The 25,946-nt window shown below is 43.8% G+C and carries 20 protein-coding genes; 6 read left to right on the top strand and 14 right to left on the bottom strand.

The window, feature by feature from the left end; translation table 11 throughout:
• Positions 1–32: 32 nt before the first annotated feature.
• Together JCM16456_RS19200 and JCM16456_RS19195 are read right to left on the bottom strand one after the other, a co-directional pair.
• The gene (locus tag JCM16456_RS19200; RefSeq protein WP_068717532.1) at positions 33–935 is read right to left on the bottom strand and encodes a hypothetical protein; all 903 of its coding nucleotides are present in this window, start codon (positions 933–935) and stop codon (positions 33–35) included.
• On the bottom strand, positions 935–2,509 hold the full coding sequence (locus tag JCM16456_RS19195) for a DUF3696 domain-containing protein (protein ID WP_068717530.1): 1,575 nt from the start codon (positions 2,507–2,509) through the stop codon (positions 935–937). Before JCM16456_RS19195 ends, JCM16456_RS19200 begins: the two co-directional genes overlap by 1 nt.
• A gap of 416 nt (positions 2,510–2,925) precedes the next feature.
• Here JCM16456_RS19195 and ylqF point away from each other — a divergent pair, with 416 nt between their 5' ends.
• The gene (ylqF, locus tag JCM16456_RS19190; RefSeq protein ID WP_068717528.1) at positions 2,926–3,870 is read left to right on the top strand and encodes a ribosome biogenesis GTPase YlqF; all 945 of its coding nucleotides are present in this window, start codon (positions 2,926–2,928) and stop codon (positions 3,868–3,870) included.
• A gap of 87 nt (positions 3,871–3,957) precedes the next feature.
• On the opposite strand, the gene JCM16456_RS19185 is transcribed toward ylqF, so the two are convergent.
• The gene (locus JCM16456_RS19185) at positions 3,958–4,983 is read right to left on the bottom strand and encodes a CobW family GTP-binding protein (protein ID WP_068717526.1); all 1,026 of its coding nucleotides are present in this window, start codon (positions 4,981–4,983) and stop codon (positions 3,958–3,960) included.
• A 408-nt stretch (positions 4,984–5,391) separates the two neighbouring features.
• On the opposite strand from JCM16456_RS19185, the gene clcA reads away from it, so the two are divergent.
• Complete coding sequence (clcA, locus tag JCM16456_RS19180) at positions 5,392–6,828, top strand: H(+)/Cl(-) exchange transporter ClcA (protein WP_068717524.1); 1,437 nt, start codon at positions 5,392–5,394, stop codon at positions 6,826–6,828.
• A gap of 205 nt (positions 6,829–7,033) precedes the next feature.
• Here clcA and JCM16456_RS19175 read toward each other — a convergent pair whose 3' ends face one another.
• From JCM16456_RS19175 to cra, 5 genes are all read right to left on the bottom strand, one after another.
• Positions 7,034–7,417, bottom strand: a complete 384-nt coding sequence (locus JCM16456_RS19175) for a lysozyme inhibitor LprI family protein (RefSeq protein WP_068717521.1) — start codon at positions 7,415–7,417, stop codon at positions 7,034–7,036.
• A 78-nt stretch (positions 7,418–7,495) separates the two neighbouring features.
• The gene (locus JCM16456_RS19170) at positions 7,496–9,580 is read right to left on the bottom strand and encodes an ATP-binding response regulator (RefSeq protein ID WP_068717519.1); all 2,085 of its coding nucleotides are present in this window, start codon (positions 9,578–9,580) and stop codon (positions 7,496–7,498) included.
• Positions 9,581–9,699: 119 nt separating this feature from the next.
• Positions 9,700–12,738 (bottom strand): AAA family ATPase, encoded by a 3,039-nt coding sequence (locus tag JCM16456_RS19165; protein ID WP_068717517.1) that lies wholly within the window; start codon positions 12,736–12,738, stop codon positions 9,700–9,702.
• Between the two features lie 3 nt (positions 12,739–12,741).
• On the bottom strand, positions 12,742–13,884 hold the full coding sequence (locus JCM16456_RS19160) for an exonuclease SbcCD subunit D (RefSeq protein ID WP_068717515.1): 1,143 nt from the start codon (positions 13,882–13,884) through the stop codon (positions 12,742–12,744).
• A 149-nt stretch (positions 13,885–14,033) separates the two neighbouring features.
• The gene (gene cra, locus JCM16456_RS19155) at positions 14,034–15,014 is read right to left on the bottom strand and encodes a catabolite repressor/activator (protein ID WP_068717512.1); all 981 of its coding nucleotides are present in this window, start codon (positions 15,012–15,014) and stop codon (positions 14,034–14,036) included.
• A 318-nt stretch (positions 15,015–15,332) separates the two neighbouring features.
• Here cra and fruB point away from each other — a divergent pair, with 318 nt between their 5' ends.
• The 3 genes from fruB to fruA are packed head-to-tail and all read left to right on the top strand — an operon-like array spanning position 15,333 to position 19,177.
• Positions 15,333–16,460 carry a fused PTS fructose transporter subunit IIA/HPr protein gene (fruB, locus tag JCM16456_RS19150; protein ID WP_068717511.1) on the top strand — a complete coding sequence of 376 codons (1,128 nt, stop codon included), beginning with the start codon at positions 15,333–15,335 and terminating at the stop codon, positions 16,458–16,460.
• Between the two features lie 12 nt (positions 16,461–16,472).
• Positions 16,473–17,426 (top strand): 1-phosphofructokinase, encoded by a 954-nt coding sequence (gene pfkB, locus JCM16456_RS19145; protein WP_068717508.1) that lies wholly within the window; start codon positions 16,473–16,475, stop codon positions 17,424–17,426.
• 17 nt (positions 17,427–17,443) lie between these two features.
• Positions 17,444–19,177: a PTS fructose transporter subunit IIBC gene (fruA, locus tag JCM16456_RS19140; RefSeq protein WP_068717506.1), complete on the top strand. Its 1,734-nt coding sequence runs from the start codon at positions 17,444–17,446 to the stop codon at positions 19,175–19,177.
• A 155-nt stretch (positions 19,178–19,332) separates the two neighbouring features.
• Here fruA and JCM16456_RS19135 read toward each other — a convergent pair whose 3' ends face one another.
• From JCM16456_RS19135 to nrdD, 4 genes are all read right to left on the bottom strand, one after another.
• On the bottom strand, positions 19,333–19,962 hold the full coding sequence (locus tag JCM16456_RS19135) for an ATP-dependent zinc protease family protein (RefSeq protein ID WP_068717504.1): 630 nt from the start codon (positions 19,960–19,962) through the stop codon (positions 19,333–19,335).
• A gap of 28 nt (positions 19,963–19,990) precedes the next feature.
• A complete protein-coding gene (locus JCM16456_RS19130; protein WP_068717502.1) occupies positions 19,991–21,172 on the bottom strand; it encodes an amino acid aminotransferase in 1,182 nt (393 codons plus the stop codon).
• A 74-nt stretch (positions 21,173–21,246) separates the two neighbouring features.
• Complete coding sequence (gene nrdG, locus JCM16456_RS19125) at positions 21,247–21,714, bottom strand: anaerobic ribonucleoside-triphosphate reductase-activating protein (protein ID WP_068717500.1); 468 nt, start codon at positions 21,712–21,714, stop codon at positions 21,247–21,249.
• 4 nt (positions 21,715–21,718) lie between these two features.
• On the bottom strand, positions 21,719–23,839 hold the full coding sequence (gene nrdD / locus JCM16456_RS19120) for an anaerobic ribonucleoside-triphosphate reductase (RefSeq protein ID WP_068717498.1): 2,121 nt from the start codon (positions 23,837–23,839) through the stop codon (positions 21,719–21,721).
• Positions 23,840–24,238: 399 nt separating this feature from the next.
• Between nrdD and JCM16456_RS19115 the strand changes: the two genes are divergently transcribed.
• A complete protein-coding gene (locus JCM16456_RS19115; protein ID WP_162266556.1) occupies positions 24,239–25,078 on the top strand; it encodes an endonuclease/exonuclease/phosphatase family protein in 840 nt (279 codons plus the stop codon).
• Here JCM16456_RS19115 and JCM16456_RS19110 read toward each other — a convergent pair.
• Positions 25,069–25,518 (bottom strand): YeeE/YedE family protein, encoded by a 450-nt coding sequence (locus tag JCM16456_RS19110; protein WP_068717494.1) that lies wholly within the window; start codon positions 25,516–25,518, stop codon positions 25,069–25,071. The genes JCM16456_RS19115 and JCM16456_RS19110 overlap by 10 nt on opposite strands.
• A complete protein-coding gene (locus JCM16456_RS19105) occupies positions 25,515–25,943 on the bottom strand; it encodes a YeeE/YedE family protein (RefSeq protein WP_068717492.1) in 429 nt (142 codons plus the stop codon). Before JCM16456_RS19105 ends, JCM16456_RS19110 begins: the two co-directional genes overlap by 4 nt.
• Between the last annotated feature and the right edge of the window lie 3 nt (positions 25,944–25,946).

Raw genomic sequence — 25,946 nt, 5'->3', positions numbered from 1 at the left:
TAATAAGCGCTATGTCGCGCTCTTAAATCGATTTATTCCAACTCGGTAAGCTCGAAGCGAATATGTTGCTGTGGATGCTGTACTAGAAATTGTTCGACAAATTGGCGTGTTTCGTTACTCTCTTGCTCACTGCACAAGCTGATACTGACCCTGTCTGCTTGCGTACCACGCATTGGGCTAAAACCAAAACCGTGCCCAGCTTTAATGGTTGCCCGATCCGTGATCATGTATCGATCATGGAAATGGCGTATCGGCACGTTCAGAATTTCAATCGCCGGTAAGTAAGCAAAACGACTGATAAATTCTTGTTCGTAAACGGATTGAGGATTGGCCGTATCAATAGAAGTAACAATCAGAATTTTTTTGATAGTCGGTTTAACCTGCAATGAATAGAGAATCTTTTGTAATACCAAGTTGTTGGCGAAATGGAAGAACTGATCAACGATGATCAACTCTTCACTCAAAAACAAGAGTGGAGTGATAGCACTGATGATGTGATCTGGGGTTTTGTCGATCCACAGTGTAGGAGCCACATCCCAACGTTCATCGCCATCTAAAATATCGTCGTAATTCATACTTTCAAGTATCCCCTTTTCAGCAATGACTGCATTAAACGAACGGTATTGATGTTGCAATACCACCCATTCCCGCCAATCACTATAATTGTGGTCGAGATCGATACAGGCTCGGTCTTGAGGTAACACAATATGTGACTCTTTATTGTGACGCTGTAACTTGTTGAGATAGGCTTTGACGGACTTTTGCCGTATTGGCGGCATATTGGAGCGTTTTACCGCATTTACCGCTTCTTTAACCCATAACTTTACTGGTGCAATCAGATATCGCCCTTGTTCAAAACCAAAATCGGTTTTAAGTAGGCCGTAATAGTGGAACTCCGCTAAACATTCAGGATCTAAAGCCACTTCTTTGTACATCAGAATAGCTCCTCATCCCTTTCGTCAAAGAAGCCCTCTGGCCAATCGCAATCTAAATCACCATCTGCAGTAATCTTAGTTCGTTTAGCCACAACTCCTTGCTCTGTTCCTTGCAAATACATGATTGAAATATCATTGGGCGACACATTTTGTAGATATTCCGGCAAACGGTCATCGCTTGTTTCACGAACTCGACGCAGTAAGCGCAGTACCAAGTGTTCGCTGTGAGTTTCAATCAAGTAGTGATTTTTTTCGTCATTTTGGGTCAGCAAATCCCCTAACGCCACTTGCGCTCTTGGGTGAATGTGCAGTTCAGGTTGTTCACAGCAAATCAAGCTAGCTTGTGCCGATACCGACGCCATAACCAAAGGCAATACTTGCGAAATACCTGCTCCGATGTCCGATGGAGCCACTTCTAAATCATTGACCAAATCCCATAAGGTGATAGCGTCTCTTTCGCTGTGCTCAAACGACACCACCTTATCAAGGGCAACATCGGCTTTTTCGCCTTCAATTTGTTGATAGGTATAACGACTAAAACGGTCAGGATCGTTGGCATACTGAGTCTGTTTAAACACTTTCTTAAACACAAACGCATAGCCAAGATCCAGTTTATCTTTACCACCAAGCCATTGATTAACTTGATCAATTTCATGCTTATTCGACTGATACAATCTATCCCATCCAGCTTTACCTGAATACCAGTCACTCTGTTGGATAAATTTACCAGCCGTGTAAGTGGAATCGGGAATTTGTCGTAAAGGTCCGATATTGATTAGCCTCGATAATAGCTGAGTCAAGTTATCCAAAGGAGCCACAATACAATCACTAAATACTTCTTCGACACGGCGTTTAAGCAGCGAATCTCGAGATTCGATGAATGCGTGAATCCGCTGTCCAAGTTCGGGCAGAGCACCTTGACGAGTTTGAATCCGAATCTGTTCTGCTTGGGAAAGACCGAGGCGTTCATTAAGCCAACTACCCTGTTCTGGGGTCACAGCTAGTAGAGGGTGATTTAATTGCAGTGAAGCTACTGTGGCTTCGGACGCCGCTTGATTTGCTTTAAGCGTTGCGATTTCTTGTCCGTTTATCGAGGTAATGCAACGAGAAACATAGGCCATTTGACGATCGGTACACCAAGACACCTCAAGTTCAACCGCCATGGATGTCGCTTGCTTAGCTACACTATTAAGCAGTGGCTTACACTCCTGCCATAAGCGATCATTTTGCACGTCTTGATGCTGGTTTAAGAAAAATAGGCTTTCTGTGTACCCATTTTCCTTGTTGGCTGACGTTACATCAAACTCCACTTTCAAACTCATGGTTTTATTGAGATCTTTGCCATTGATTAAATGAACAAACCCACCAATAAATTTGTTGCCTGACAGTTGAAGGCGGCGTGGTTCACAATCACCCAGTGTCAATAATTGGTGCAGGTAGCAAAGCGAGGTGACAACAGTACTTTTACCAACACTATTGGAACCAAACAACAGAGTGACCGGCGCAAATTCTATTACTTGCGTATCTTGAAAGGCTCTGAAATTGGTAAGTGACAGGGTTTTGATTCTCATCATTGACAATAAGCTCTAGTGATGTTGAGTTTTTTGCGACGAATGTCATATTAAAGCAAGGTTTTTATCATAGTTACGACATGAATATTGGAACAATCGTATCGAATGTGATTCAGATCACCTAATAGCATAATTGTTGCGGTTTTAGACATTCAGACATTGCTTGTTAGCTAACATTCTTCTCTTGAAAAACAAGCAGATGACAGAGTTTTGGTACGACTTGTAAGCGTCCATATGGTCCTGTTTAAGATCAAATTTTCCGTTCTAGATGAAACAATGCTAGAATCAGGCGTTTATTTTCTGTAGCAAAGTTGCATCCGCACATTATGTGCCGCTGCTAGAGACGCGAGCCTTATTAAAGTGAATTCATCGCTCTTTGACTACAGTCCTATTAGCATTACAAAAAGGTTTCCATTTTAATGATTAGCAATAAAATCCAATGGTTTCCGGGCCACATGCACAAGGCCCGCAAAGAGATCGAAGAAGTCATTCCTCAAATCGATGTCATTATTGAAGTCTTGGATGCGCGTATTCCGTTTAGTAGTGAGAATCCTCTGATTTCACACTTACGCGGTGATAAACCGGTCGTTAAAGTACTTAACAAACGTGACCTTGCCGATCCTGAAACAACCCAATTGTGGATTGACCATCTTGAGCAAGAGCAAGGTGTTAAAGCGATGGCAATCACCACCTCTGAACCTCAAGAAGTGCATAAAATTCTTGAGCTATGCCGTAAGCTTGCTCCTCACCGTGAAGAGATTGGTAAGAACATTCGTACCATGATTATGGGCATTCCAAACGTTGGAAAATCCACCATTATCAATACCCTCGCCGGGCGCACTATCGCACAAACGGGTAACCAACCTGCAGTAACCCGTCGTCAGCAACGCATTAATTTGCAAAACGGTATTGTGCTATCGGATACACCTGGAATCTTGTGGCCGAAAGTGGAAAACCCGCACAGCGGCTTTCGCTTGGCGGCAACTGGCGCAATTAAAGATACGGCGATGGAGTATGACGAAGTTGCGTTTTACACCGTTGAGTATCTTGCTGAACATTATCGTGAAAAACTGATGTCTCGCTATCAAATCGAAGAAGCGCCAGATTCTGATTTAGAATGGATGGAAGAAATTGGCCGTAAACGCGGTGCACTACGCGCAGGTGCGCGTGTTGATCTGCACAAAGCATCAGAAATCTTACTGCATGAGCTTCGCCAAGGCATATTAGGGCAAATTACCCTAGAGCGCCCCGAGATGATCACGGATGAATTGATTCAAGTTGAACGTGATGAAGCAATCAAAGCTGAAGAAAAAGCCAAACGCAAAGAGGAACGCCGCAAACGTTATCTACGTAATAAACGTTAATTTGGTATCTCTCCAAATCAAAACATCCCCACGCAGTGGGGATGTTTATTTTCGAAACTTTGTTTTTCGTATTCCGCTCAGCTCGTTCTATTTGTCACTCGATGGCGTTTTCAACGTCCAATCAAAGGGCACGAGAATACCGGATAATTTCAGTAAAATTTGTTCTAGTTCATCCCATGGCATTAATTGGGAATCAATCACCTCAATACGAGATTCAAACCCTTCTAAACTCATTTCAAATACCGATACCACACCGTCTGTCGCATTAAACGCATAACAGCCGCGTTCCGTATTGACCACGGCCTTAACACGTTCTGCTGTTAGGTCGGTAAAAAGCGAAAAAATATCATCGAACTGGAAATGGTATTCTGCACCAAATAGCCAACCACAACTGTAATAACCTTGCCCACGATTTTCACGACGTACAAAAGCCTCCCCCGGCGCCAGTTCAAATTGAGGTTCTTGACTGGCATGCTCGTGGTGGTGAGCTTCAATATGTGCTGATGCGCTATTTGACTCACGAACCATGTCTAAAACCGTGTAATCAAGATTACCGTTAACCAACTGTAGTGCCGCCAATTTGGCGGGTTGTTGGGCGGCAATCCAAGCACTAAACGCGTCCAAATCTTCAGCAGTAGAGAGATCGATTTTCGTTGCGGCAATCACATCCCCACAGTTTAATTGATCGTTAAAATTAGCGTTTTCGGTGTACTTGGTGTTGCGCAGATTACGCGGATCGACGAGTGTAATCGTGGCTTTTAAATCGACGTAAGGAGAATATTGCTCTGATACCAAGGTTGCCACCACTTCTTTAGGGTGACCCAAGCCTGTAGGTTCAATCAATAAGCGATCAGGCTTTTGACGTAATAAAGCCGTGATAGCGACCGACATTGGTACGCCAGCAGCGCAGCACATACAACCACCCTGCACTTCCTTAATCACTGCACCTTGATCAGACATCATAGCGCCATCAATACCGATCTCGCCAAACTCGTTGACCAATACCGCCCACTTTTCATCGGCCGGTTTGTTTTTCAGTAGGTTGAGGATGGTGGTTGTTTTTCCGACTCCGAGAAAACCAGTAATAATGTTCGTTGGGATTTTTCTTGTCATGGCGTGCTCCTTAATGGCGCGAGTATATAGAAATTCCCTCTCTTTACCAATAAGGTCAGCAGCTTTATCAGCGGTCGTCACTGGTTTATCGAGATAGTTTAGCAACCGCTTAATCAGCCATTAATCGATGTTCTAACACGGAAATGACCTCATAGCTTTTCGTTATTTAAAAAAAGTTTTAAGTCCTCAACTAATTTTGATCAAAAGCAATGCAGCTTGAACAAGAACCTTGATAATAGGGCTTAAAGTGATTCCATAATCTCATAACTTATTAGCGGTCGTTGATTTTTCACCATATTTGAAATTCAACATTTCAGTTATATAGGTTTGGTTCATTTTAAACCAGCGTATAATCTGCGCTGTTTCACTTTTTTTTCACCTATCTTAATCCCAAAGGGCCCATCTCAAATGACCGCGAGAGAGAAATTAACACATAGTTTACTTGCAAAAGTACCCAAAGATACCATCAACCAATTTCTCTCCATCGATAAAGCCCCTATGTCTGTCCTGCTCATGTCAGTGATGGTGGGTGTGTTATCCGGTTTTGTTGGCACCTACTTTGAACATGCGGTACGTCTCGTATCAGAAAGTCGTACTCAATGGCTATCTAACCATTTAGTTAACATTCTACCTTTGGGTTTGGCTGCATTTATTATTAGCGCACTTTTGGCTGTCGTAGGTTATTACTTGGTACACCGTTTTTGCCCAGAAGCAGCCGGTTCTGGTATTCCAGAAATTGAAGGGGCGATGGACGGCATGCGCCCTGTTCGTTGGTGGAGAGTATTACCTGTTAAGTTCTTTGGTGGTATGGGCGCTCTTGGTTCAGGTATGGTGTTAGGGCGTGAAGGGCCTACCGTGCAGATGGGCGGTGCGATTGGTCGCATGGTGTCAGATATCTTCCGGGTAAAAAACGAAGATACTCGTCACTCATTATTAGCGGCTGGTGCGGCTGGTGGTCTATCTGCTGCATTTAATGCTCCCCTCGCTGGGATTATGTTTGTGGTTGAAGAGATGCGTCCACAATTTCGCTACTCATTGATTTCAATTAAAGCCGTTATCATCTCTTCGGTAACGTCTAATATTATATTTCGTATTATCAATGGCCAAGCTGCTGTTATCAAAATGCCTCAATACCATGCCCCTGATTTAGTATCTTTGGGACTCTTCTTATTACTCGGCGTCTTGTTTGGTATTTTTGGTGTGGTTTTCAATAATCTGGTCACTCGTGCTCAGGACTTCTTTGCCAAACTACATCGCAACGACCGCAAGCGCTACTTGTTAGTCGGAGGGTTCATTGGTGGATGTTTTGGCTTAACTCTCCTCTATGTGCCTGATTTAACAGGCGGCGGTATCGCACTTATTCCAAATATTACCAATGGTGGCTACGCAGCAGGATTTTTGTTATTGCTGTTCTTAGGCCGTATTTTCACTACCTTGTGCTGTTTTGGTTCTGGAGCACCAGGCGGTATCTTCGCTCCGATGCTGGCCCTTGGCACTCTATTTGGATATGCCTTTGGTTTAATCGCACACAGCTTATTCCCTGGGTTAGATATTGAACCCGGAATGTTTGCCATTGCAGGTATGGGTGCCCTATTTGCTGCAACTGTACGTGCCCCCGTTACTGGGATTTTACTAGTTATCGAAATGACCAATAACTACTACTTGATTCTACCGTTGATCATTACATGTTTAGGAGCGGTTATCTTCGCCCAAATGCTTGGCGGTCAACCGATTTACAGCCAGTTGCTACACCGCACTTTGAAGAAAGAAAAATTGCAGCAACAGGACTTGCCAGCACAAGATCCGGCAGCCAATCAGGCATCAGCGACACAAGCTGCGCAGTAATTGATTCCCAATAATAAAAAACGCTGCTTAAGAGCAGCGTTTTTTTATGGATATTTATTTTCTATGTAGAATACTATGTGTTTAAATATAACTATGTATTCAAATCGGTGCCTTGCCTATGAGCGAATACATTCTCGCTGAAACCGCATCTTGAGGTTACTTGGGTATATTCTGGCTAAAACGGCATCTTTGGGTTGCTTGGGTATTAACGGTAAGTCTCTTTTAAAAAATGGATTCTTTGATTTGTCATATCGATTAAGCATTCCGTTTCAGCCTCATTTTTCCCTGAACCGCCACTATTTAATACTCTCACCGCATTACAATTCTGCTTTAAAAACGCTAACCATGCACGTTCGCTTTTTATGAGACTATCTTTTATCTCTTTTTTATCAACCATGGACGCAGCGAAATAATCCGACTCGATATGGCTCATGATATGTTGATACACATCATTAAGTTCTTGATCCGAGGCTTCAAATTTTAATTGCAGCTCACATAATTGCTCAGGAAGATTACAACGAGGGTCAATATCAAAAGCCATTGCATGACTTGCGAATGTAACTAATAACCCTGCATAAATTTTTTTCATCTTAAGTAACCTGTCTACTTAGATTGAATATAAGGCCTCTCCAAATACAGAATCCAGAGTTTCATCAATGAGTGATAATTAAGCCCAACGTAAAATGGTATTGAGTAGTACCTCTTTCTCGGCGGGCTTCGTCATATGATCATCCATGCCAGCGGCATGCACATCATGAATGGTTTTTAAACTATTGTCGCCGGTGTACCCCACTATCGGCACTTGACGATAGCGTTTGTTAGACAGACGAATCGCTTGCGTTGCCTCTAAACCATCCATAACAGGCATTTCAATGTCCATTAATACAAGGTCAACATCGTTTCTATCTAGCACTTCTAAAGCGTGTTTACCATCGCGTGCTTCTAACACATCAAATCCCATTTTACGCAATAACAACACCGTAATTGCGCGCAAAGAATGGTTATCATCGACAATTAAGACGCGTTTAGAACCCACATCAACTTCCGCTTCAGCCTCATGTTCGTCGTACATCTCATTGGCAATAGCGAGAGTTTGCGCCGTGATAGTTTCTTTAGAATCAAACAGCAGGAGATCAATAATATTATCCGTATCAAGTTGCAGCACACGATACTCTAATGGGAATACATTATTTTTGGACGAAATATCAATTGGATAGTAGTGATTACTGTCATAAAGATACGCAATTTTACTTTGGCCGAAGTTTAACCGAGAATTGAGCAGCTCTAACTTATCCCAATCAATACCGACTTGTTCCAAATCGATGATAACGAGGTCACTTTCAAATTCATTTTTAACATCCAGCAAGAGTTCTTGCAGCGAGGCAACCTGCAACTGGAAATGCTTATAAAACGCTTGTTGCTCAAGTACTCGAGTAAACAACCCTGGTCGTCCCACGTAAAGTACATTTTTTGAACGCAACAACTCCTCTTTCATCAACTCGACTTTTTCTGAATCGTAGGCAGGGAAACAGAGTGTGAATTCAGTCCATTCACCGAACACTGAGCTGCAGTAAATATTGCCGCCAAACGATTTCATAACTTTACGGCAGAATGGTAAACCCAATCCATAACCGTGTTTCTTACCAAAGGTATAAAAGTCTTTAAATACCTCTTCAAGTAGATGCGACTCGATCCCTACGCCATTATCACGTACGGTAATGATATTCAAATCGCCTTGGCATTTTAACTCAATGTGAATGTTGAAATGTTCGTTATTCTGATAGTAAAACGCGTTTTTTAACAGGTTATAGAGGGTGAATTGCAACAGCGTATCACTACCAAAGAACTCAAAATCATGACTGACGTGATAACTGACTGCTTCGCGATCCTCTGGTCGTTTATACGCAAACGAATCTAAACTGCGTTGAACGACTGTTGTCGCATCGTATTTTTTAAACGTTTTCGCCGCAATGCGATTTTGATCAATCGATGTTAACAGCAGATCGATCGTTTCATTACCCGCACGAATGACCTCACTGGCGTTATCCAAAATCTCATTGACCAAAACCACTTCGCTTCCCGATATTGTGGAAGGTTTTGTGTTTTCCCCACGCGCTTCTGGCACCATGGTTTTCAGTACATCGATTGAAGATTTAAGCGCGCTGAAAGGATTGCGCATTTCATGGGCAATACCCGCGCCAAACGAGCGAGCGATGGAGACCTTCGCTTCATGGGTAACACGATTGCGAAAATTGAATAAATTGCCAAAAACGTAGGTAAAAGCGAAGATCGGTAAATAAACCCACTGCACCTGCAAGTGTTCCGGTTGACCATCAAAGACATACACCGCTAAATAGGCTAAGCCCACACCGGTAATCGATTGAAATATCATTACCTTTGGTTCATAAACCAGCAGGATATGTAAGAAGATTTGCGCCATAAAAGACATGGCCCATACTGTTGACCATTCATTCATCAGCAATAAATAGCCAAAAAAGAAAGGTAAACAAACTAGGCAAGTACCAAAATAGACATAAGGTAACCGAGGCTGCCAATGCTTTGGCATCCTTTCGCGCAGCGCCATCCCCACAAATAATAGGCACGCTATTATGCGTAATAGCAACGATTCATGGGGTTGCGGAAATGCGTATTCCCACAACACAAAATAGAGCGGATATCCGATGGCTCCTAGCCACCCAACAATCGTTAAATTGGGCTCCGCGTATTGATACACTTTTTTGATTACGTCCATGTAATCTCACCAACCTGACATAATTTTCATGGTTATCTACTTAAGCTATATCTAAATAATTGCCGCCGTATTCGGAGGTCGTTTTTGATTTTTAAAAGCCGTTATTTTTTTATTTTGCACTATTTGTGCAGTGCTACTGAACTGCCTTTACGTGTTGGTGTAATATCCAACCGTAATGAAATTTGTTCTTTTAATTCTGTTACATGGGAGATGATACCGATCGTTCTACCCCCTTGCTGCAAATCAACCAGTGTTTGAATCGCCAAGTCTAAAGATTCTGGGTCTAGGCTACCAAATCCTTCATCAATAAACAGAGTATCGAGCCGTACTCCACCACTGTATGATTGCACTACATCCGACACTCCCAACGCCAATGAAAGTGCTGCCATAAAGGACTCACCGCCCGATAAAGTTGCTACATCACGCCATTTGCCGGTATAGCCATCTTCTACCATGAGATCTAAACCAGAACCAGCATTACCTTTGGCTCGTTCTTGTTTACGGCGCAAGACATAGCGGCCCTTACTCATACGTTGTAAACGCTGCGATGCTTGTATCAACACATCATCAAGTAATACACCCAATACAAATCGGTGTAAGCTCACTTTAGCGCCTGTTCGACCATTAGCTATATCACTCAAAGTACCAATCACTTGATACTGTGCCTCTAATTGCGCATTTTTACTGTACAGATTTTGTAATTTTTGTGTTACTTGATTCAGATTGTCTAACTTAGACTTAGCCTGTGTAAACTGCTCAAAAGCATGATTAACCGCATTTTGACATTGAGCAACTTGATGCTCAATGTCATCGAGTTCAGGCTTAATTTGTTCTGCCAGTTCTTTATTTAAAGCTTCTAGTTGACCTTGCAATCTAGATAAACGAGATTCATGTTCGTTGATAGAGGCTTCAAGCTTTTCACGCTCTTGGTTATCAAGTAATGACTGTTGATATTCTTCAACACTTGTAAACACACTTTCTGTTAGTTCCTTGTCCCAAACCGCTTGTTTTTTGGCAACTTCATTCATCCACTGTTGCTGTTGTTCTGTGAACGATTCAAACGTAGAACGTGCCGCGCTTAATTGGCTTTGTGCATTAACCCATGCTTGCTGAGCTTGTTGTTCTGCCAAGGTTAACTGCGCAATCTCCTGCTCAAGTGATACTTTATAAGCAAGCACCTTATCCAATGTGTTCAGGTCTGGAGATAAACTTTGCGTTAAAGCGTCCAATTCAGCCTGCAAACGTGTTTGCTGCTGTTGCGCCTGCTCAATTACGTTTAACTGCTTATTGTACTCTTCGCGCAATGCTAACAGCTTTTGCTCGGCTTTGATTAGCATATCATTGTGGTGCGCGACATTTAGCGTACGTAACTTCTCTAACTCAGCTTCTAAAGCTTGTTTGGATTGTCGCAACTCGTCGAGAGAGACGACACCTTCAAGCTGCTTAATCACTTGCTGTAGTTCGTCATTTACATGCGTTAGTTGCTGTTCAATTTTTTGTAGCGCTGCGGTAGCAGCAACCTCTCGATCATAACGCTGTTGCTGTACATGCCTTGCTTCATCAACCTGCTCTTTAGTGACAACGTCACCTTGGGGCTCTGCTGGACATGGATGAGACTGGCTACCACATACCGGGCATGGTGAATCGTCCTCAAGCGTCGCAGCAAGTATCGCAGCTTGGTTACGATGCCATTGCAGTTCCAATTGATTGGCCTGACGACGGCTTTGCTCAGTTTCTGTTTTGGCTTGAGTCACATTCGCTTGTACTTTACTCTGTTCTAGTAACAAAGTTTGTAGTTGCGAATGCAATGTTTGTTCTTTGGTTCGTAATTCAATCTGTTGCTGCAGGGAGTTAACTTGCCACTGTTTACTGTCAATTTGTGCCACTTGAGCCGTCATGGATTCCAGTTCAGCACGTTTTTCTTTAACGTGAATTTCACCCTTAGCAATACGCGACTCTAGCACTGCCCGTTGCTCTTTCGCTGCATTGACCGACTGATCAGCAGCCAAGCGCTGAGCTTCATGCTCGGCAATGGTACGCAGGTTTCTCTCTAGGCTCTGCACTTCAAACAAGGCTTTATTTTTTTCTGGTATTTGCTCAGCATTTTTTCTGGCGAGCTTGGCTACCTGATCAGCTTGTTGAAGGCTCGATTCACTCAATTTTAAAGTTTGACTGGCTTTTTCGAGCTTGTCTTGAGTGGACTTTAACTGCTCTGCAGCAGATTGAAACTGTTGATAAGACGACATCAGCTCTCTGGCTTGCAGCGCTCTTTTCACATGCGCTTTTTGTGCTGCAACCTGCTCAGATTGAGCATTGAGAACCGCAAATTCTTGGTTGAGTGACTCACGTTGATTAAATTTTCCGACCAGTTGTTGACCTTGCACCAACTGCTGCTTGAGTTCATCACGAACTTTCTGTTGCGTTTGATAAGCTTTTTCATGGTCAGCAACCAATGGCGCAGTCAATTCCAATTCTTGCTTTAGCTGCGCTTCATTTTCTAATGAAGCAACATTGAGTGCACCTTTAATCTGTTGATCAAACTGGTCTTTTTCTCGGCGAATACCCGCTGCTTTATCAAATAGCGATTTTTCAATTTGAGTATAAATATGCGTTTGAAACAGTTGCCCAAAAATCGCTTCTCGGTCTTTGGAATTGGCTAATAGCAACTCACGAAAACGCCCTTGCGGTAACACCATAACTTGGCGAAATTGGCTAGCCTCTAAGCCAAGCAACTCTTCTATCGCCTTTTTAACCGGAGATGGCTTATTGGCAAGCAAGACTTCGCTATCATCAGATTTCAATTCAACTAATGTAACGGCATGAGCTTTTCGGGTAAAACCCTCACCCCGTTTTTTAGGCACTTCTTGGTCAGGGCTACGAGTGACAATGTAACGTTTTTGCCCTAACGCAAATTCAAATGTCGCTTCGGTGATTAATTGTGAATCCGCATAATCACAGCGCATCTGGTCACCAGAACGCTCGTTACCTGTCGTTTCACCATAAAGAGCATAACAAATAGCGTCCAGAATCGAGCTTTTTCCGGCCCCAGTTGGACCATTAATCAAAAACAGCGGGGCCACGCCAAATTCATCAAAACAGACTTCTTCTTGACCAGCAAAGGGGCCAAAGGCTTGAATGGTGAGTTTAATTGGTCGCATAAATTACTGTTCCTCCCCGTGCTTGAGGGCCTGTATGACATCCATAACGGCTTGCTCTTGCTCATCGGTTAAAGGAACTTGGTGGGCTTCATGGAAAAAGTCTTTGAACATATCTAATTCACTGCGCTTAAGGCGCTGGCTACGCATCTCTTGATCGATACCAATCAGCATGCCTGGCTTCTCTAAATGCAGTACATTTGGATAAACACTGCGCAATTTATCCATTGGGTCCAAAATAGCATGCGTATCGGTCAAACGGACCAATAGATAGTCTTCAGGACGCGGATCATCTTTAGCGCTATCGATAATCGCTTGCAACTCACCTTCGATAATACGCATTTCATGCGGGGCTTTTAATGGAATAAACGTCGTGCCGACAAACCCATCTCGGTCTATCTCCACAAGATTCATCCCTTTCTTCTGATGCTGTTCGGAGAAGCTGTATTTCATCAGTGAGCCTGAATATCGAATGTACTCAGCACCTTTAAACTGTGGTTGATGCAAGTGGCCTAACGCCACGTAATCAAATCCTAGAAAATGCTGATGATTAACACGATCAGAACCACCGATAGACAAAGGACGCTCAGACTCAGACTCCATCGCTCCATCGACAAAACAGTGGCTAATCAAAACGTGACGTTGTGACGAATCAAACTGGCGAGAAATTAATTCACACAAGTGCTGGTGAGCCTCGTCATGGGTGCTCACTGACGCATGTAATTCATGGCGAACCTGCTCAGGATCGCTATATGGCATGCCATAAAATGCCACTTCTCCAGCATCGTCCGTATGAATCACTACAGGCTCAAGCATTTGAGAGAAATCGCTAATAATATGCAGACCTGCGCCACGCATCTGCTCAGCGCCAAAACCTAACCGAGCTGCACCATCATGGTTGCCGGGAATCATAATAACAGGCGTACTCAGTTCTTGACATAACTGAGTAATCACACGATTGAGAAGTAAAATAGCCTGAGTTGGCGGAACGGAGCGATCATAAATATCGCCAGCGACCACAACGGCATCGACTGAGTGCTGACGAACATAATCCACGACTTGCTGTAAGACAACGTCTTGATCATCAATTAATGACACATTATGAAACTGACGCCCTAAGTGCCAATCCGAAGTATGGAGAAACTTCATTATTGTCCTGTTATTTGTTTTTTCTAGCCACGTCGAATACTACTCATTTTGTTGCAAGGTTGCGACGAAACAAACTCAAAACTATGATGTGTGACAAAAAATGTCTCAACAACGGACAAAAAATGGGTAAATACTGATAAGACCCTAATTTATATACGGACTTTTAGCTTTCTTGGGATCAATTCTATTCCGGTTTGATAACGCTTTGCCGAGGCATTAAGTGCCAATTCTAAAGCACTATCGGCAATGAGCTCAAATTGCTGCGGTAATGAATTAATTTTGAGTGGTAAAAAATTCAATAGGCGATTATCACCAAAAGTCGCCAACCGAATATTTTTCATAATATCCGGGTTTTCGAGTAGAACATCGAGAATACCTTCTAATAAAGTATAAGAAGTCGATACTACAGCATCAGGTACACAACCTTTATCAATCCAAGACTGAAAAACGTGTCGTCCATCGTCACGATGAAAATGCTCGCCATAACCCAGCAAAGGCGTTATGCCCTTCTGCTTAACTGCTGACTCAAAGCCCATTTGGCGTTCTTGTGAAATACTCAGATCTGGCAATGCGCCAATTAAGCCAACACTGCGTATCTCTTGAAAGAGCACTGAATCGGTCAATTCAAAAGCGGCATTAAAATCTTCACTGATCACACAGGCAAAAAATTCATCATCTAATGGACGGTCAATCGCGATAACGGGTGTGCCGGATTTTTGTAACTGGAGATAAAACTCACTGGCATTGGGCATGGTGCTCGCGACAAATAGAGCATCAATACGGCGCCCAATTAAGGTATCTGCCACTGATTTTTCTGTCTCTGGATTATCGTCTGAACATGCGATCAATATTTGATAACCCGCTTGACGCGAGTTTTGTTCTAATAATTTCGCTAAACGTGCATAACTGGTGTTTTCTAGATCAGGAATGATGAGACCAAATGAGCGACTATTCCCTGCACGCAATGCTGACGCGGCGTGATCGGGACGATAGTTAAATTCTTCCACCACTTCCATGACCTTCTTTTGCGTCTTTTCACTGATGCGATACTTATGGGCTTTACCATTGATCACATAGCTTGCGGTTGTTTTGGATACTCCTGCCAACTTGGCGATTTCATCTAACGTCATCTCATGTTCTCGTTTTATGTGCGACTGATCATAGAAATAAACACACATTCCTTGTTGATGTTGAATTATATGCTGAATCGATTCAGTATGACAGCTCAAAATGTTCAGCAAAGTCACACACAGTTCGCATAATCGAATTTTATAAGCTAAATCTTATATGGCGAATTGAGCTTTAAATTTTGTTTAAAGCGGTTTTGCTGAATTTTTTTGAGATTGTGCTGAAACGATTCAGCTACTTTCATTAGTGTGTAAAACGAATACCGTAACAATAGAAATACGGTAACAACAATTGGCCATTAGGCCGAAAAAGGGGCAAACATGCTGCAACTATCTACTCAAGACATCAAACTTGGCCAGGCTCAGCCGAACAAGTTAGATGCAATCCGAGCTATCGCTGCGGACCTAACTGCTAAAGGTCTGGTTGAGCAAGGCTACGTAGAAGGAATGCTGAACCGCGAAGGTCAAAATTCAACTTTCTTAGGTAACGGCATTGCGATCCCACACGGCACCACTGACACTCGCGACTTAGTAAAAGAAACGGGTGTGGCAGTACACCACTTCCCTAACGGGGTTGATTGGGGTGACGGTAACACTGTTTACGTTGCAATCGGTATTGCAGCGAAATCAGATGAACACTTGGGCATCTTAAAACAGCTAACTAAAGTTCTTTCTGCTGATGGCGTTGAAGCAAGCCTAAAAGAAGCAAAAGCGGAAAATGACATCATTGCTATTTTAAATGGCGACGTACAATTCGAAGCAGACTTTGATGCCTCTTTGGTTCAAGTTAAATTCCCAGCCACTGATCTGATTCAACTTGGCGCTGTTGCTGGTGGCTTATTAAAGAATAAAGGCAGTGTATCGAACGAGTTCGTTGCAGATGTCGTTTCTAAAGAACCAACCAACCTTGGTAAAGGTTTGTGGTTAGTCAGCAGCGATAAGGGCGTAACACGTACTGGTATCTCTTTTGTATCAGCAGCAGACGCCTCTCAAGACTATAAAGCTCTGATTGCTGTTGCAGCATGTAACGCAGCACACAAAACCATACTGGCTAATCTGTCTAACATCGTGTTTAAACAAGAACAAGATGCTCTAATTTCTGCAGATACAGCCGCAACCGTCGTTGCTCTACTTAACGGCGAAGAAGTTGCGCCAGCGGGTGAAGCTGCTTCTGGTAACACCGCTATCTTTAAGATCAAAAACCCACACGGTCTACACGCTCGACCTGGTGCTTGTTTGGTGGCTGAAGCGAAGAAATTCGAGTCTAGCATCAAAGTGGTTAACCTTGATGGCGATGGCAAATCAGCAAACGCGAAGAGCCTAATGAAAGTTATTGCCCTAGGCGTTAAACAAGGTCACCAACTGCAATTTACCGCGGAAGGTGCTGACGCAGCCGAAGCGTTGGCAGCGATTGGCGCAGCAATTGACGCTGGTCTAGGCGAAAACTAAGGAGTGCCACCCATGACGAAAAAAGTCGTCACAATTACATTAAACCCGGCACTTGACCTAACTGGTAGTCTTGAAACGCTAAACGTAGGCTCAGTTAGCCTAGTTAAAGAAGGCAACCTTCATGCCGCAGGTAAAGGCGTAAACGTAGCTAAGGTGCTAAGTGATCTTGGCGCCGAAGTAACGGTAACGGGTTTCCTTGGTCGCGATAACCAAGAAATGTTCTGCCAACTGTTTGAAGAGATGGGCGCTAAGGACGAATTTGTTCGTATTCAGGGCTCTACTCGTATCAACGTTAAATTGGTCGAAAAAAATGGTGAAGTTAGCGACATTAACTTCCCAGGTATCCAAGTGACACCAGAAGATATCGCAGCATTTGAAGAAACCCTATTGCGTCTTGCTCAAGACCATGAGTTCTTCGTTCTAGCTGGTAGTCTTCCTGTGGGTGTTTCTCCAAGCTTATGTGCTGCTTGGATTGAGAAACTACACTCTCTTGGAAAAAAAGTATTGTTTGATAGCAGCCGAGCGGCTCTTGCTGCTGGATTAGATGCTCATCCATGGCTCATTAAGCCAAACGACGAAGAGCTATCTGAGTTCGTTGGTCGTGAGTTAGAAACGCCTGCAGAATGCCGCGCAGCAGCACAGCAATTAGCTGACAAAGGCATTGAGAACGTGGTTGTCTCCATGGGCGCTAACGGCACCATGTGGCTTAACCAAGGTCAATGGCAACATGCTAAACCACCTCGCATGAGCGTTGTCAGTACGGTTGGCGCAGGTGACACACTTGTGGCCGGTATGTGCTGGGGCCATATGCAAGAGATGGAAAAACAACAATTGATCACCTTTGCTACCGCATTATCTGCGTTAGCAGTCACACAAGTAGGTGTGGGTGTGACAAGTGCTAGCGAGCTAGCCGCCCTACAAAAAGAAATCCAATTACAACCAGTGAGTGAAATTACTGATAACTAAGGACAAAGGTCGTCACTATGAATATTGCCATTATTACTGCATGCCCAAGTGGCATCGCAAACAGCATCATAGCTGCAGGATTGCTTGAAAAGGCAGCCAAATCTTTAAACTGGTCAGCAAAAGTGGAATGCCACTCTTCTGTGATTGCACCATCAACACTTTCTGATGCAGACATTGCTGCTGCAGACGTAGTCGTGATTGCTGCAAACACTCCAGTAGATACGGCTCGTTTTGTTGGTAAAAAAGTTTACCAAAGTGATATTTCAGCGTGCACTGCAGACGCTGCTGCTTACCTAAAAGCAGCGGTTGAAGCCGCAACTGAACTGACTGCAGATAAAGTAGTTGCTGCAGCACCAAGCGTTTCAGCAGAAACTTCTGCAACGAAAAAAATCGTTGCAATTACAGCATGCCCTACTGGCGTTGCTCACACTTTCATGGCGGCTGAAGCACTGGAAGATGAAGCAAAACGTCAAGGTCACCAAATCAAAGTGGAAACTCGCGGTTCAGTAGGTGCGAAAAACCAATTGACTGCTGAAGAGATCAAAGAAGCCGACTTGGTTATCATTGCATGTGATATCGACGTTCCTCTAGATCGTTTCGTTGGTAAAAAACTGTACAAAACCAGCACTGGCCTAGCTCTGAAGAAAACTGAGCAAGAGATTGCTAAAGCCTTCGCTACTGCAACCCCTTACAGCCAAGCTGGTGCATCTTCTTCTGAACCAGCAAAAGAAGAGAAAAAAGGCGTTTATAAACACCTAATGACCGGTGTATCACACATGCTTCCAGTTGTGGTTGCTGGTGGTTTGATCATCGCACTTTCTTTTGTATTTGGTATCAAAGCGTTTGAGCAAGAAGGCACTCTTCCAGCTGCTCTGATGAAAATCGGTGGTGGTTCCGCGTTTGCTCTAATGATCCCTGTACTTGCAGGTTACATCGCATTCTCCATTGCAGACCGTCCGGGGCTTGCTCCTGGTCTTATCGGTGGTATGTTAGCAAGCTCACTAGGTTCTGGCTTTATTGGCGGTATCATTGCTGGTTTCATCGCAGGTTATGCGGCGAAAGCTCTGGCCGACTATGTTAAGTTGCCTCAATCTATGGAAGCTCTGAAACCTATTCTGATCATTCCGTTTGTTGCAAGCTTAGTCACAGGCCTAATCATGATTTACGTTATCGGTACTCCGGTAGCTGGCATCATGAATGCAATGACTGAGTTCCTAAACAACATGGGCGATGCTAACGCTGTATTACTAGGTATTATCCTAGGTGCAATGATGTGTTTCGACCTTGGTGGTCCAGTAAACAAAGCAGCATACACCTTTGGTGTTGGTCTGTTGGCTTCTAGCCAATACCTACCAATGGCAGCAATTATGGCAGCAGGTATGGTTCCACCACTTGCTATGGGTCTAGCAACATTCATCGCTCGTAAGAAATTCGAAGCGAGTGAACGTGAAGGTGGTAAAGCAGCATTCGTACTTGGTCTATGCTTTATCTCTGAAGGTGCTATCCCATTTGCAGCGAAAGACCCAATCCGTGTTATCCCATCTTGTATGATTGGTGGTGCTATCACTGGTGCTCTTTCAATGTTCTTCAACATTAAACTGATGGCACCACACGGCGGTCTATTTGTACTGGCTATTCCTGGCGCTATCTCTCACGCATTGTTGTACCTACTTTCAATCGTTATCGGTACTGTTGTTACAGCGGCAATCTACTCTGTAATCAAACCGACTGCAGTAGCAACAAAAGCGTAAGTTAACGTAGAGTTTGGAGCCAATCCCGATCTTTGGCTCCCTAAATCAGTCCCCGAGACTTTTACCAGTGGATGCCCTCCACTGGTTTTTTTCTGTACAATAAAAAACCGGCCTAGGCCGGTTTTCTCATTTTGACGGTGTTTGTTCAGTCTTTCTTAATCGTGCTTACCTTGAATATAAGTGCGACTTACGTCGACCACTGCAATATCTTTAAAGAAGCTACGACCAAGGAGCAATGGGTAAGTCAAGTGCGTACGGTCAGCAAGGGTAAATTCGGTTTGCTCTTTCAGATCGCCCACTTCAACCCACATCATAACCACTGGACGACGTTGACCTTTCTCATCACTGGCTTGACGAATACGCACCCAGCGTTCAACAGGTAAGCTTACTTCTTCACTGTTTACGCCATCATGTTCAATCTTAAACTTGACCCAATCTTTGCCATCACGCTCAAAGGGTGTGACATCAACAGCACTGATAGACGATGTAGTCGCTCCAGTATCGATACGAGTGTTGAAGTTATCTTTTAAACTAGGGACGTAAACCCACTCTTTTGAACCAAGAATCAGTTTTCCATCACTGAGTTTTTTACCTTCTTCCTTAGGTTTTAATACAGATTTCGAGTTCTCTGCTGGCGCCGCTTTTTTTGTTGTTTCTGCGGGTTGTGATTTTTTTTGATCAACGTTTACCGGTTTTTCTTGCTGGACTGGACCTGAAGTCGTTGTACACGCCATCAAGCCACCACTTAACATTAGTGGTACCAGAAATTTCCATTGTTGTTTCATTCATTCACCTAATCAGACTGCCAAACACTTAACTCACTTTGATAATCGATTCAGCGACGTAAGGAATGTCTTTTTCCGTTAAGCCTGCAATGTTGATACGACCATCGGTTACACCATAAATCGCAAACTCCTCACGTAAACGCGTCATTTGCTCTGCGGTAAATCCGAGTACGGTAAACATCCCTTTGTGCTGCTCGATAAAATCAAATTGTGAAGTATTGTATTTATTTCTCAACTCTTTACACAAGGTTTGACGAAGGCTTAACAAACGTTGTTGCATTTCACTCAATTCTTGCTTCCAAATTGCACTAAGTTTGTCGTCATGTAACACGGTTCTGACAAGTGCAGCACCGTGGTCTGGCGGCATGGTATAGGAAGCGCGAGCTAAATTAAGTAATTTGCCTTTTGCATTTGCTGCTTCATGTGCATTTTTACCAATCACCATCGCCGCTCCCGTGCGCTCTCGGTACAAACCGAAGTTTTTAGAGCACGACACGGTCAATAACATTTCCTCTACGTGGCTGGCCATGTAGCGCAATCCTTGTGCGTCTTGTTCGTAACCATCACCAAAACCAAGATACGCAGCATCCACAAAAGGCGTAAAGCCATTTTTGATCGCTAATGCTGTGACTGCTTGCCAAGCAGCAAAATCCATGTCGGCACCCGTTGGGTTATGGCAACAGCCATGAAATAGCACGACATCATGCTTGCCCGCTTGAGCAAGATCCGTCAGCATCGCTTCGGTATCGACGGTTTTGGTTTGCGGATTAAAGTAAGCATAGTATCTCACTTTTAACCCTGCCGCCTGCATGATCGGGGCATGGTTCACATAACTGGGATTGGTCAACCAAACCGTGGTATCTGGTTGTGCAAATTGAATCAGGTCTGCGAACATGCGCAGCCCACCACTGGCTCCTGGCGTTTGAATCGTTGCAACGCGGTCGTAAGCAGAGGTGCCTGTCAGCAGTAAATCCACCATACTTTGGTTGAAAATTTCACAGCCTGCTAAGCCAACATACGCTTTGGTCTTTTGCTCTGCAACGACAATGTCTTGTGCTTGCTTAACAGCCTGCATAATTGGAGTGACACCGTCACTATTTTTGTAGACACCGATACCTAAATCGACTTTTTGCGAACGAGTATCTTCGCGAAATGCGGCAGAAAGGGAAATAATTGAATCGAGTGTGGGTGTCGGTAAATGAGAAAACATGTAGGTCACAACCTTGTGATAAAACGATAGTGACCCACACGTTAACATCGCTTGGTGTAAAACCAAAAGAGATTTTACAGTTTGAATTGATGAATAATTTGGTTACTGCTGCCCCGCCACGTCAAGGCCGGGTCGCGTAGCTCTTCAACATACTTACCGTCAACCAATGCATCAGCATAAGAAACCACCTCTTGCTGCTTGGCAGATAGTTCACTCAGTACGTAGCCTGTCCAAATCCAAATGTCTTTCCCGTCACATTCGCTTTTCACCCTTTTCACCAATTTAAGCACGGCATCGAGGTTTTGCGGATGCAAAGGATCGCCTCCCGAAAGAGACAAGCCGCGACGTTTAATGCGAGTATCATTAAGATTTTCAATGATATGGTCTTCTAACTCTTGGGTGAACGGAAAACCCGAATCAACCCGCCAAGTCGATTGGTTGTAACAGCCGCGACATTGATGTTCACAACCGGCGACAAAGAGTGTACACCTTGTCCCCGGTCCGTTTACCACATCAATCGGATAGTATTTGTGGTAATTCATACGCTTATAAGTGTTTAACTCGACGTTTCACTTCTTCCTGTTTACCCACGTTGAATGGGCGAGCATCAGGGCTACCTAAATAACCACATACTCGGCGAATAACCGACACTTTTTCTGAGTCATGGTTACCACACTTAGGACATACAAAGCCTTTACTGGTACAGTCAAACTCACCGGTGTAGCCACATTCATAACACTCATCGATTGGTGTGTTGGTGCCGTAATAAGGTACACGCTCGTAACTGTAATCCCACACGTTTTCTAGCGCTTCAATATTACGCTGCATGTTAGGGAATTCACCATAACAGATGAAACCACCGTTCGACATGTGTGGATATGGCATTTCAAAGTCTATCTTGTCGTAAGGGTTAGCCTCTTTTTCTACGTCAAGGTGGAAGCTGTTAGTGTAATAGCCTTTGTCCGTTACTCCTTCAACCACGCCAAATTCTTTTGCATCGATACGACAGAAACGATTACATAGGTTTTCACTTGGCGTTGCATACAAGCTAAAGCCATAACCAGTTTCTTCTTTCCAAGCATCCACTGCATCGCGTAGGCGCTGTACAATGTCCACACCCACTTGGCGTAGTTCATCATGGTCGTAGATATGTTGGTTGCTACCAAACAATGCATTAATGGTTTCGTGAATACCAATGTAACCCAATGAAATGGAAGCGCGGCCATGTTTGAAGATTTCCGCTACCGGCTGGTCAGCTTTCAAACGTACGCCACACGCACCTTCCATGTATAGAATTGGAGCAACACGTGCTTTCACATTTTCCAAACGCGCAATACGGGTATCCAATGCGCGACGAGACACTTTCAATGTTTCATTGAGCAAGGTATAGAATTTTTTGAGATCGCCTTTCGCTTTAAGCGCGATACGTGGCAGGTTAATACTCACCACACCTAGGTTATTACGGCCATCGTGAATCAGTTCGCCATTTTCTTCATAGGTATTTAGGAAGCTGCGGCATCCCATTGGGGTTTTAAATGAACCGGTCACTTCAACCACGCGATCGTAGTTCAAAATGTCTGGGTACATACGTTTACTTGCACAATCAAGAGCAAGCTGTTTGATGTCGTAGTTGGGTTCGCCCGGTTTTTGGTTCAATTCCGCTTTAATCGCGAAAACCAATTTAGGGAATACGGCAGTTTTATGGTTCTTACCTAAACCAGCAATACGGTTTTTCAGAATCGATTGTTGAATTAAGCGAGACTCCCACGAGGTTCCCAAACCGAAGCCTAACGTGACAAATGGCGTTTGACCATTTGCAGTATGCAAAGTGTTTACTTCATATTCCAACGATTGGAATGCGTCGTAACACTCTTTTTCGGTACGTGCTTGAGCGAATTCTTTCGGGTCATGGATATCCCATTCACGAGCCACTTTCAGGTGTTTTTCGTAGCTAGCAGCCACGTAAGGAGCTAGAATCTCATCGATACGGTTGATGGTAGTACCACCATAAATATGGCTCGCCACTTGAGCAATTATTTGTGCAGTCACAGCAGTCGCTGTTGAGATAGATTTTGGCGTTTCAATTTCGGCATTACCCATTTTGAAGCCGCCGGTCAACATGCCCTTAAGATCGATTAACATGCAGTTAAACATCGGGAAAAAAGGTGCGTAATCTAGGTCGTGGTAGTGAATATCCCCAGCTTCATGAGCTTGTACTACATCACGAGGCAAAATGTGCGTCTTCGCATAGTGTTTTGCCACAATGCCCGCCAATAAGTCACGCTGAGTCGGAATCACTTTACCATCTTTATTGGCATTCTCGTTAAGTAGATCCGCGTTACTTTCTTGGATCAACCCTTCGATCTCTTTGGTCAACGCACTCTGCTTTTCACGGGCGATATCACGATCATGGCGATATTCGATGTATGAACGAGCTAAGGTCTTGTATGGGCCTTGCATCAACTCATTTTCTACCATGGTCTGAATGTCAGCGATCGCGACCTCATCGTAATCTTTGCATTTTTCTTCTACCGCGAGTGCCACATTTAACGCATAGATAGCAATATCATTCGTTAAATGGTCGGCTGCACTTTCCACCGCAGCTTGAATTCTATCCCTAGCAAATGGAGCCTTTGAGCCATCACGTTTGATTACGATAGGTTTCACCTTTTTTCTCCTTACCCAGCATACTCACAGACTTATCCACAAATACACCATATGGGCCTTTGTTTTTATTTTATACACTACATCTAGTGGCTGTATTAGACTCTGCACCCCATTAGGATGTTTTGATTTAGATCAAACAATGGGACTTGCTGCATAAGGAAGAAACGATATTTACACTTAGGTCTCAAAACCCAAAACAACTGTGTAACTCGCAAAATTTTTTTTTGAATCTATTGATTTTTACGCACCCCTGATAGGGTTTAGGCTCACACTGATAGTGAAGTTAGACGAATTGATAGAATGATTAAAAAGCACACAAGTTTACTGATTTTGCCACTTTATTTTTTCTTGAAATCTACTACCGCTTATGCTGACCTTATATTGATACAGTCGTGGAACATGCAATGGTTAAGCACAAAGTACACACACTTAGGCCCTATACGCCAAGAGCGTGATTGGCTGGCACTTCGATCTATTTTCCATCAATCCTCAGCTGACATCCTATTTTTTCAAGAAGTAGATAGTGACAACGCCCTTCGCCGGATTGTACCGGCTAACTACACCCTACTCTTTTCAGACCGAGCCTTACCCAGCATGCATTTCCATCAATTTAGCGATGTCAATCAATATACTGGTATTGCTCTCGCTCCGGGGATTCGTTTTGATAATCCACCAGATTTGCCACTGCCAGCAACAAAAAACAAAAGTACCAACTATTACAGTAAACTGCGTTGGGCAACCTATATCATCGTGTACCCAAAAAATGGGACACCTATTCATTTGCTCTCCGTGCATCTCAAATCAGGTTGCACTCCATCGAAGACATTTAGAAAAACCAAAGCATGCCGAGAACTTCGCTCACAAGTGGCTCATTTAGCTGGCTGGATAGAGCAACGCGCCAAGCAAAAGCAACGTTTTATTATCGGCGGCGATTTCAACTATCCACTCGCGAAACAAGGCAACCCGGTTTGGCGTCAACTCAGCGCAAGCGATCCAAGAAATATAATACTGGCGACCAAGGAATTAAAAACTCACTGCCAAGTACGCAGTAAGCGCAGTGCTAAGCGTGTCGTCCGTCATTGGCACTTACTTGACCACTTCATTACTAGCTCCGATATTACGCTGGATAAAACAGCCCAGCGTATTTATGCTCTTGATGATATAAAACGTTTCCAGCTCAGTGATCACTGTCCAATTGAAGCAAGACTTATGCGGGATAGTCCAGACGTTCAACGTTGAGAACGAAGGGAGTCCAAAACCAACAACACTCTGTGCGATAATGTAAGACCAACCACCATCGCAATGACAAAAATCCATACATCACCGTTGCCCATGGTAAGACTCGCAAGTGCAGGTCCTGGACAAATACCAGCAAGCCCCCAACCTAAACCAAAAATAGCCGCACCTAAGATCAACCGACGATCAATTTGCTGATTGTTTGGCAAGCTGAAGCGTTCACTACTTACGGGGGCCTTTCTTGGCTTTATCAACCAACGATAGCTGGGCATAAAGATGGCGAGTGCGCCTCCCATCACAAATAATAAGCTGGGATCCCACGCTCCAAAAATATCAAGAAATCCAATTACTTTCTGTGGGTTAGCCATTCCTGAAATCGCCATACCAATACCAAACAACACACCAGAAAACGCCGCAACTAATGCAAAAGTCATGTTTTTCATCTTGTCATTCCCAATACATGCACAGTAAAAAACACCGTGATGCCAGCCACCAGCATAAACGTTATGGTTGCAATGATGGATCGAGGGGATAACCGCCCGATACCGCAAATCCCATGACCACTCGTACAACCATTGCCTAAACGAGTACCAATGCCAACTAATAGTCCAGCAATTGCGTAGTAAAAACTTGAATGACCAGAAAAGGAGGAAGGCATTTCAGACCAAGTGCTCTGCGCACCTAACCAGCCCCCGCAGACCAAACCCGCCAAAAATAAGTAGCGCCAAAGTACATCGCCTTTGGTCGCAGAAATTGCGTAGGTCACTATGCCACTGATACCGGCAACCTTACCGTTAAACAACATCAGCAATGTGGCAGAAATACCTAATAAAAGACCACCAAACAGCGAATACCACAGAATGTCCATGTC

The organism is Vibrio tritonius (assembly GCF_001547935.1).
Classification (GTDB): domain Bacteria; phylum Pseudomonadota; class Gammaproteobacteria; order Enterobacterales; family Vibrionaceae; genus Vibrio; species Vibrio tritonius.
Note: the sequence above shows the minus strand (reverse complement) of the source record. Positions and strands in the feature narration are given on the sequence as shown.

Coding starts and splice junctions, on each gene's coding strand:
- JCM16456_RS19200 (WP_068717532.1), bottom strand. CDS start 935: ATGTACAAAGAAGTGGCTTTAGATCCTGAATGTTTAGCGGAGTTCCAC.
- JCM16456_RS19195 (WP_068717530.1), bottom strand. CDS start 2,509: ATGATGAGAATCAAAACCCTGTCACTTACCAATTTCAGAGCCTTTCAA.
- ylqF (WP_068717528.1), top strand. CDS start 2,926: ATGATTAGCAATAAAATCCAATGGTTTCCGGGCCACATGCACAAGGCC.
- JCM16456_RS19185 (WP_068717526.1), bottom strand. CDS start 4,983: ATGACAAGAAAAATCCCAACGAACATTATTACTGGTTTTCTCGGAGTC.
- clcA (WP_068717524.1), top strand. CDS start 5,392: ATGACCGCGAGAGAGAAATTAACACATAGTTTACTTGCAAAAGTACCC.
- JCM16456_RS19175 (WP_068717521.1), bottom strand. CDS start 7,417: ATGAAAAAAATTTATGCAGGGTTATTAGTTACATTCGCAAGTCATGCA.
- JCM16456_RS19170 (WP_068717519.1), bottom strand. CDS start 9,580: ATGGACGTAATCAAAAAAGTGTATCAATACGCGGAGCCCAATTTAACG.
- JCM16456_RS19165 (WP_068717517.1), bottom strand. CDS start 12,738: ATGCGACCAATTAAACTCACCATTCAAGCCTTTGGCCCCTTTGCTGGT.
- JCM16456_RS19160 (WP_068717515.1), bottom strand. CDS start 13,884: ATGAAGTTTCTCCATACTTCGGATTGGCACTTAGGGCGTCAGTTTCAT.
- cra (WP_068717512.1), bottom strand. CDS start 15,014: ATGACGTTAGATGAAATCGCCAAGTTGGCAGGAGTATCCAAAACAACC.
- fruB (WP_068717511.1), top strand. CDS start 15,333: ATGCTGCAACTATCTACTCAAGACATCAAACTTGGCCAGGCTCAGCCG.
- pfkB (WP_068717508.1), top strand. CDS start 16,473: ATGACGAAAAAAGTCGTCACAATTACATTAAACCCGGCACTTGACCTA.
- fruA (WP_068717506.1), top strand. CDS start 17,444: ATGAATATTGCCATTATTACTGCATGCCCAAGTGGCATCGCAAACAGC.
- JCM16456_RS19135 (WP_068717504.1), bottom strand. CDS start 19,962: ATGAAACAACAATGGAAATTTCTGGTACCACTAATGTTAAGTGGTGGC.
- JCM16456_RS19130 (WP_068717502.1), bottom strand. CDS start 21,172: ATGTTTTCTCATTTACCGACACCCACACTCGATTCAATTATTTCCCTT.
- nrdG (WP_068717500.1), bottom strand. CDS start 21,714: ATGAATTACCACAAATACTATCCGATTGATGTGGTAAACGGACCGGGG.
- JCM16456_RS19115 (WP_162266556.1), top strand. CDS start 24,239: ATGCAATGGTTAAGCACAAAGTACACACACTTAGGCCCTATACGCCAA.
- JCM16456_RS19110 (WP_068717494.1), bottom strand. CDS start 25,518: ATGAAAAACATGACTTTTGCATTAGTTGCGGCGTTTTCTGGTGTGTTG.
- JCM16456_RS19105 (WP_068717492.1), bottom strand. CDS start 25,943: ATGGACATTCTGTGGTATTCGCTGTTTGGTGGTCTTTTATTAGGTATT.